Annotated in this window: 9 protein-coding genes; all 9 read left to right on the forward strand. The window is 38.6% G+C overall.

Annotation, left to right across the window (positions count from 1 at the left end; translation table 11 throughout):
* Nucleotides 1–80 precede the first annotated feature (80 nt).
* Nucleotides 81–626, forward strand: a complete 546-nt coding sequence (locus ACDX78_RS15770; protein WP_486029117.1) for an NUDIX hydrolase — start codon at nucleotides 81–83, stop codon at nucleotides 624–626.
* Nucleotides 627–1796, forward strand: coding sequence for an endonuclease Q family protein (locus tag ACDX78_RS15775; protein ID WP_486029118.1), 1170 nt, complete (start codon nucleotides 627–629; stop codon nucleotides 1794–1796).
* A gap of 98 nt (nucleotides 1797–1894) precedes the next feature.
* Complete coding sequence (spoIIM, locus tag ACDX78_RS15780) at nucleotides 1895–2533, forward strand: stage II sporulation protein M (RefSeq protein ID WP_486029119.1); 639 nt, start codon at nucleotides 1895–1897, stop codon at nucleotides 2531–2533.
* Nucleotides 2534–2644: 111 nt separating this feature from the next.
* Nucleotides 2645–3100, forward strand: a complete 456-nt coding sequence (gene fur, locus ACDX78_RS15785; RefSeq protein ID WP_486029120.1) for a ferric iron uptake transcriptional regulator — start codon at nucleotides 2645–2647, stop codon at nucleotides 3098–3100.
* Between the two features lie 710 nt (nucleotides 3101–3810).
* Nucleotides 3811–4017 (forward strand): YqzK family protein, encoded by a 207-nt coding sequence (locus tag ACDX78_RS15790; RefSeq protein WP_486029121.1) that lies wholly within the window; start codon nucleotides 3811–3813, stop codon nucleotides 4015–4017.
* 3 nt (nucleotides 4018–4020) lie between these two features.
* A complete protein-coding gene (xerD, locus tag ACDX78_RS15795; protein WP_486029122.1) occupies nucleotides 4021–4914 on the forward strand; it encodes a site-specific tyrosine recombinase XerD in 894 nt (297 codons plus the stop codon).
* A 128-nt stretch (nucleotides 4915–5042) separates the two neighbouring features.
* Entirely contained in the window at nucleotides 5043–6224 is a 1182-nt protein-coding gene (gene deoB, locus ACDX78_RS15800) for a phosphopentomutase (protein WP_486029123.1), read from the forward strand.
* A gap of 18 nt (nucleotides 6225–6242) precedes the next feature.
* On the forward strand, nucleotides 6243–7052 hold the full coding sequence (locus ACDX78_RS15805; RefSeq protein ID WP_486029124.1) for a purine-nucleoside phosphorylase: 810 nt from the start codon (nucleotides 6243–6245) through the stop codon (nucleotides 7050–7052).
* A gap of 33 nt (nucleotides 7053–7085) precedes the next feature.
* Nucleotides 7086–8393 (forward strand): pyrimidine-nucleoside phosphorylase, encoded by a 1308-nt coding sequence (locus ACDX78_RS15810; protein WP_486029125.1) that lies wholly within the window; start codon nucleotides 7086–7088, stop codon nucleotides 8391–8393.
* Nucleotides 8394–8596 lie beyond the last annotated feature (203 nt).

Consider the following 8596-nt stretch of genomic DNA (forward strand, 5'->3'; position numbering starts at 1 on the left):
TCTGTTTTACAACTATTTCACAACAGGCTAAGGTGGTGTAAAATGGATAGACACAGCAAAAAACATAAAGGAGAAAATGTATGCGGAAATTTGAAGAGAAAACAATAACTACCGAAAAAATTTATGATGGGAAAATTATTGATGTGCAAATAGATGAGGTTGAATTATCAAATGGCAAGAAAGCGAAAAGAGAACTGGTGAGTCATCCGGGAGCTGTTGCTGTAATACCTATTACGAAAGATAATAAAATTGTACTTGTGGAACAGTATAGAAAGCCGTTGGAAAAATCGATTATTGAAATCCCTGCGGGGAAAGTGGAAAAGGGAGAACAGCCGGAACTGACTGCTTTACGCGAATTGGAAGAGGAAACAGGGTACACAGCGCGCGAGCTGTCATTTGTTACTTCTTTTTATACTTCACCCGGCTTCGCAGATGAACTCATGCAAATTTTCATTACGGATGAATTAGAGCAACTGGAATCACCAGTTGAAAAAGACGAAGACGAGTTCATTGAAGTATTGGAGCTCTCATTGGATGAAGCGAAGCAGTTAGTGGAAGAAAAAAGAATACATGATGCAAAAACAAATTATGCCATACTTTATTTACATGCACTGGAGCGAAAATAGATGCTGCATACTTATTTTGCCGACATGCATATCCATATTGGCAGGGATATGCATGGTAACCCAGTGAAAATTACAGGTGCGAAAAGCCTAACATTAACTAATATATTAAAAGAAGCCAGCCGTACGAAAGGTATTGAATTAATCGGTGTGATTGATTGTCATGCCCCTAATGTGCAAGCGGAAATTATTCAGCTGATTAAAGAGAAAAAAGCCTATGAATTGGAAGACGGCGGGATTAAATTTGAAAATATTACACTTTTACTAGGCTCGGAAATCGAAATTTATGATGAAGCTTGTCTTGGGCCAATCCATGTTTTATGCTTTTTCCCCACGCTAAATAAGACAGCAGCTTTTACGGAATGGTTAAAAGACAAAATGAAAAATATTAATTTGAGTTCACAGCGATATTATGGCACTGGAAAAGAACTGCAATATAAAGTGAAGGAGCTGGAGGGGATTTTTATTCCTGCCCATGTATTTACTCCTTTTAAAAGCCTCTACGGGAAGGGTGTAAAAGAATCATTGCGGGAAGTGTTAGATCCCGATTTAATTGATGCAGTGGAACTGGGTTTAAGCTCGGATACTTTCATGGCAGACCAGATAAGTGAATTGCATGATTATTCATTTGTTACCAATTCTGATGCCCATTCCCTTGGGAAAATAGCAAGAGAATACCAACAGATTTACATGAAGGAGGCATCATTCAAAGAATTTGAATGGGCTTTGCATCAAGTAGATGGCCGAAAAATTGTTAATAACTTCGGAATGAATCCAAAGCTTGGAAAATACCATACTACTGTATGCAATCAATGCTTTGAACCATTAACTTCAGATACAGTGGAATGCCCGGTGTGCCATTCCCGAAAAATTATTAAAGGTGTTTCCGAACGTATTCTGGAATTAAAAGATATTGCTACTGATAACTCGAAAAACAGACCGCCCTATTTATATCAGGTACCTTTGGAATATTTGCCGTCACTAGGACCGAAAACATTTGAAAAACTATTAACCCGCTTTGGAACGGAAATGAAAGTGCTGCATGAAATCCCTTTGGAAGAAATGAAAAAAATAGTACCCGAAAAACTAGCAGTATCTATCATTCAAATGAGAGAAGGAGAGCTGTCAATTATAGCAGGCGGTGGCGGTAAATACGGCAAAGTCAGTCCGTAATGAAATACGCCGTAAAAAAAGATAGCGTATTTAGCATTATTCCTCCGGTCATTTCATAGATTCTAATGAGAGTATGATCTATGAAACGGGGGAAGCAGATGTATACTAATAGAACATTAATCATGAATCATATAAAAGAACATAGCACCATCTATATATTTATGACCATTTTATTTCTAACCGGGATTATTTTTGGAGCTATACTGGTAAATAGTATGAATTTCGTACAAAAACAGGATTTGTTTTTTTATTTGGAACAATTTTTCGGACAAATTACAGATAATCAAACAATGGAGAGCCATGCTATTTTAAAGGACAGCTTTTTGTTCCATATAAAGTATTTAGTATTGATTTTCGTATTGGGTCTGTCCGTGATCGGTCTTCCATTTGTGTGGATCCTGCTTTTTATTAAGGGGTTAGTGGTCGGGTTTTCGGTTGGTTTTTTAGTGAATCAATTGGGGTTTAACGGTCTATTGATTGCAGCTGTTTCAATTGCTCCGCAAAATATATTGATCATACCAATCTATATTACAGCCGGAAGCCTGTCCATGGTTTTTTCATTAAAACTTTTACAAAAGTTATTTAGTCAAAAAGTCTCCCAGCCTGTATTTCAGCATTTCAGCAAATACATTATTATATTTTTATTTTTACTGGTTTTTTCCTTTGTTGCTGCACTGTTGGAATCATATTTGGCGAATGAAGCGATGGAATTAATGATTAAATCATTTTACCAATAATAAAAATTAGATTATAATTATTATAAATACAATGTAATAATGATAATATACTTTGACACAATTTTCTCAGATGCATATAATAAAGATGGGATATGAGGGAGGGAGTCTGCCGTGGAACATCGAATTGACCGGATAAAAAAGCAGCTTCATGCGCAAAGCTATAAGCTGACGCCTCAAAGAGAAGCGACATTAAGGGTTTTGTTGGAGCGTGAAGAAGACCATTTGAGCGCAGAGGATGTTTACCTGCTCGTAAAAGAAAAAGCACCGGAAATTGGTTTGGCTACAGTTTACCGGACATTGGAATTACTGTCAGAATTAAAAATTGTTGATAAGATTAATTTTGGTGATGGTGTTTCCCGTTATGATCTTCGTAAAGAGGGTGCAGAACACTTTCATCATCATCTAGTATGTATTGAATGCGGATCCGTAGAAGAGATCATCGATGATTTATTGCAAGATGTAGAAAAAATAGTACAGTCAGAATGGGGCTTTCAAGTAAAAGACCATAGATTAACTTTCCATGGTATATGTAAACAGTGTCAGGAAGTTACAGTGAAAGTGACATAAGGAGAAACCTTTTTTCTTTGGAAGAAAGGTTTTTTCATCGTATAGGAAATTATAAAATATGTGAGCTGTGGACAAATTGGTAATGTAATTTAGCCACGGCCAGCTCCAGCGACTAGCGGACTTCCTTCACCTCGGGCCTGCAGGATGCAGGTCAGTTCGGTGTTGCGACATGAGGTTTTGGTGGGGCGAGGAACTACTGTACCGTAGTCCCAGGAAGTCGCGTTTTTAACCGAACATCCTCCCTATAAGTAAACATCGGCTCCTTACGGGTAAAGGAAGGCCGACTAACTACGGCCTTGCCGGTCAACATCGGCATACCCCCGATGCGGGGACATGTTTCCTTTATCTCCTACGGCAGGAATGATCAGCTAAAACCGCCTCTTTGCGAGGCAACGCCGATCCACCTGGCATGGCCGATCTTTACGGTGGGGCGAGGAACCACTGTACCGTAGCCCCAAGGCACAGTCCGTACGTCGCTAAACGGGCGCTTCCGCATTAGTTCTTACGGAGTCTATACTGTACATCAAATCTGTTTGCATCATAAGCAAACGAAATTATACTAATATTACAGGTTTATTCCTTTCATCGTGTAAAACATAAATACATATAGCATCTATCTTTATGGAAAGTTTGCCTGTTTCATGTATAATGTGATTATTTTATGGCATATCTTGTACTAAGACTTGAAGGATACAAGAGGGGATATGTCTATGAAACGAATAGCATGGGACACATTAAAAGTTTTTATTATATTTATCGCTTGTACATTTTTATTTTATTTTGGACTGCGGGCAATGCACGCAGAGTACGAAAATTTTCACAAGTACGACCCTCCGGAAGGACCAGCTGTAAAGGTGTTTCAGGAGGAACAAAGTTTTATCGATCGGATAAACTTATTTTTTCGTCTGGGAGAGTAAAACATGCTAACAACTTCTGTGGAAGATTTCTTCCATTATTTATTGATAGAAAGAGGATTGTCCGAAAATACATTGATTTCCTATAAACGGGATTTGAAACAGTATACTATTTATATTGATAAAACTGCCCAAAAGTCTGAATGGGAATATGTTACACGAAATGATATTGTTCATTTTCTTCATAGCGTAAAAGATAGCGGTAAATCAGCAGCGACCATCTCTCGTAATATTTCTTCCATTCGTGCTTTTCACCAATTTTTAATTCGGGAACAGCTTGTTACGAGTGATGCAAGCTTGCATTTGGAAATTCCTAAAAAAGAAAGGAAACTTCCGGATATTTTGTCAGTAGCTGAAGTGGACAAGTTACTTTCCGTAAAGGGCACATCACCACTGCATACTCGGAATACGGCTATGCTTGAGCTTTTATATGCTACTGGCCTTAGGGTCAGTGAACTAATTACTTTAAAGGTTAGTGACCTTCATTTAACAATGGGATTTGTCCAATGTTTTGGAAAAGGATCTAAAGAAAGAATTGTACCACTTGGGGATACGGCAAAAAATGCAGTGGAAGAGTATTTAAATAATACCAGAAATAAGTTACTGAAAAACAACAGGGACAGCCAAGTTCTCTTTGTAAACCATCATGGAAATCAATTAACTAGACAAGGATTTTGGAAAGTGTTAAAACGTGTTTCGACAGATGCTGGAATTACGAAAGCAATTACACCACACACATTAAGGCATTCTTTTGCTACACATCTCTTGGAAAACGGTGCAGATCTCAGGATCGTACAAGAAATGCTGGGGCATGAGGATATTGCAACCACACAAATATATACCCATGTTACAAAGGGAAGATTAAAAGATATATATAATTCATATCATCCGCGTGCATAATAATTGCAAGAAAAGCTTATTTACATAATGAAAAATCAGGATTTCTAACGTTGTCTGATATTTTATAACTCGTAAACAGACATACAGACAAGTAAATTCGGGAAAACAAACAGTGGGAGGGATGCACATTGAACTATACATTTAAAAGAGTTTTCCTTATTGTAATGGACTCTGTAGGAATTGGAGAAGCTCCGGATGCAGACGAATTTAATGATAAGGGTGCAGATACGTTAGGTCATATTGCAAAGTATATAAATGGACTGCATATGCCAAATATAGGTGAACTAGGCCTGAGTAATATCAGGGAAATAGATGGAATTGAAAAAGCAGAAAATCCGAAGGCCCATTACACAAAAATGCAGGAAGCATCCAATGGAAAAGATACGATGACAGGTCACTGGGAAATTATGGGTTTGCATGTTGAACAGCCGTTTCGAACATTTCCGAACGGGTTTCCTGACGAATTAATAAAAGAACTGGAAGAACGGACAGGCCGTAAAATAATCGGGAATAAGCCTGCTTCCGGAACGGCAATATTGGATGAATTAGGCAAGGAGCATATGGAAACAGGCAGCTTAATTGTTTATACTTCCGCAGACTCCGTGCTGCAAATTGCCGCCCATGAAGAAATCGTACCGTTGGATGAGCAATACAGGATATGTGAAATAGCTCGTGAGTTGACGCTTGATGAAAAATATATGGTAGGCAGAGTTATCGCCCGTCCATTTATAGGGGAGCCTGGAGCATTTCAGCGTACATCCAATAGACATGATTATGCATTAAAGCCATTTGGACGAACTGTAATGAACGAACTAAAAGATGCTAATTTTAATGTAATCGCACTTGGAAAAATATCCGATATTTATGATGGAGAAGGGGTAACAGAAGCGTTAAGAACAATCGATAATGAAGATGGCATGACAAAAATAGTTGAGTCGATGGATAAAGACTTTACCGGTATCAGTTTTTTGAACCTTGTTGACTTCGATGCTAAATTCGGCCATCGCAGAGATTCCGAAGGTTATGCGAAAGCATTGGAAGCTTTCGATAAAAGACTGCCGGAGGTACTGAATAAGCTGGGAGAGGATGATTTATTAATCCTCACGGCAGACCACGGCAATGATCCGGTTCATCACGGGACAGACCATACAAGGGAATATGCACCCCTGCTTATTTTTCATACAGGGATTGTTACCGGAAAAGAATTACCTGTCCGAAAAACATTTGCAGATATTGGGGAAACCATCGCCGATAATTTTCAGGTGAAAAGTCCAAATTTTGGTGTCAGCTTTTTGGATGAAATCAATTAAAATGGGAGTGTAGTTTAAGTGAAAGAATATATATTAGAGGCAACTTCATTTATTAATAAAAGCTTGGATAAATCACCTGAAATAGGTCTCATCCTGGGTTCAGGCCTTGGTGTACTAGGGGATGAACTTGAAGAGGCAATAACCATTCCCTATAGTGAAATACCTCATTTTCCCACCTCCACTGTAAGCGGACATAAAGGACAGCTGATCATTGGGACGTTAGAAGGAAAAACGGTTATTACTATGCAGGGACGCTTTCATTATTATGAAGGATACACTTTACAGCAGGTTACTTTTCCGGTCAGAGTGATGAAGCAGCTTGGTATCGAATCTATTATTGTTACTAATGCTGCGGGCGGGATCAATGAAAATTTTAGCGCAGGTAATTTAATGATTATATCAGATCACATAAATAATTTAGGAGATAATCCATTATTGGGGAAAAATGATGAGACACTTGGGGAACGTTTTCCTGATATGTCAAAAGCATACGATCCTGATCTTATCCGGCATGCGACAGCATGTGCCAAAGAACTCAACTTACCAATTCAAAAGGGTGTTTATGCAGCAAACAGCGGGCCGACATATGAAACACCATCAGAAGTTAAAATGCTCAGAACATGGGGTGCAGACGCGGTTGGTATGTCTACCGTTCCTGAGGTAATTGTTGCAAGACATGCTGGTTTGAGGGTTTTAGGCATCTCTTGTATTTCCAATATGGCAGCTGGCATATTGGATCAACCCTTAACCCATAAAGAAGTTATGGAAACAACAGAGCGAGTAAGAGAAGACTTTCTATTATTTATAAAAAGAATAATAAAAACATGATCGGAATAACTGACAAAAGGTGATTGATGATAAATGAGAATGTATGACATTATTGAAAAGAAAAGAGACGGTTTTGCCTTATCAGAAGACGAAATCAATTTCTTTATAAACGGATATACCAAAGGAGACATTCCGGACTATCAAATAAGTGCCTTATTAATGGCCATTTATTTTCAAGACATGGAAGATAAAGAAAGTGCCAGCTTAACTTCTGCGATGGCAGATTCTGGAGAAATAATAGATCTTTCTGCTATTCAGGGAATAAAAGTGGATAAACATTCAACAGGCGGGGTCGGCGATACTACTACACTTATACTTGCTCCCCTGGTTGCTTCACTTGACGTACCCGTAGCGAAAATGAGTGGACGGGGACTTGGACATACCGGCGGAACCATTGATAAACTTGAAGCAATCCATGGTTTCCACACCGAAATAACAAAACAGGATTTTATTGAACTCGTAAATAAAAACAAAGTAGCAGTTATTGGACAATCAGGCAATCTGACGCCGGCCGATAAAAAGTTGTACAGTTTAAGGGATGTAACTGCCACAGTAAATTCCATACCCCTCATCGCCAGTTCAATTATGAGTAAAAAAATTGCTTCCGGAGCCGATGCAATTGTCCTTGATGTTAAAAAAGGTGCTGGAGCTTTTATGAAAGAGCCGGAAGATGCAAGAAAGCTTGCCGAAACGATGGTTTCGATTGGAAACAGGGTTGGAAGAAAAACAATGGCTGTTATTTCTGATATGAGCCAGCCGCTGGGCAATGCAATCGGCAACGCTTTAGAAGTTAAAGAGGCAATAGAAACATTAAAAGGAAAGGGTCCGGAAGACTTAACAGAAATTTGCCTCGCATTGGGCAGTCAAATGGTTGTATTAGCTAATAAAGCAAACAATTTAGAAGAAGCCAAGCAGAGGTTGAAAGACAACCTGCACAATGGTAAAGCGATAGATAAATTTAAACAGTTCCTCGAATCACAAGGAGGAAACAATGCTGTAGCAGATAATCCGGCATTACTCCCGCAGGCTGAATATAAAGTAGACTTGCCTGCTAAAGCATCAGGAAGAATTGCATCGATGGAAGCTGATGATATCGGTACTGCAGCTATGATGCTTGGAGCAGGCAGAACAACAAAAGAAGCACAAATTGATCTGTCAGTTGGCATTGTCCTGCATAAAAAGATTGGGGATGATGTCAAAAAAGGGGAACCGATGCTGACAATATACAGCAATAATGAATCTGTAGAAAATGTCAAAGAAAAATTGTACGAAAGTATTTCTATATCGGACAAACCGGTTGAGATACCGGAATTAATATACGACTCCATTTTATATCGATAATGAGGCTGAGACAGAACCTGAAGAAACATTGAAAAGGCGAACAATCTACTACGGTAGCTCCGGAATTATACGTAGACTCCTACCATGAAAATAAAGTTCTAAAATAAGGAATAAATGTCAATACTAAAGTAGACGCAGCTCATTCATTTTTTTAAAAGGAGTGCGCCATCACTCAAAATCTATAGGAATATGGCGATATGGTT

Origin of the sequence: Virgibacillus oceani, from assembly GCF_041521345.1 — a bacterium.
GTDB lineage: Bacteria > Bacillota > Bacilli > Bacillales > Amphibacillaceae > Virgibacillus_N > Virgibacillus_N oceani_A.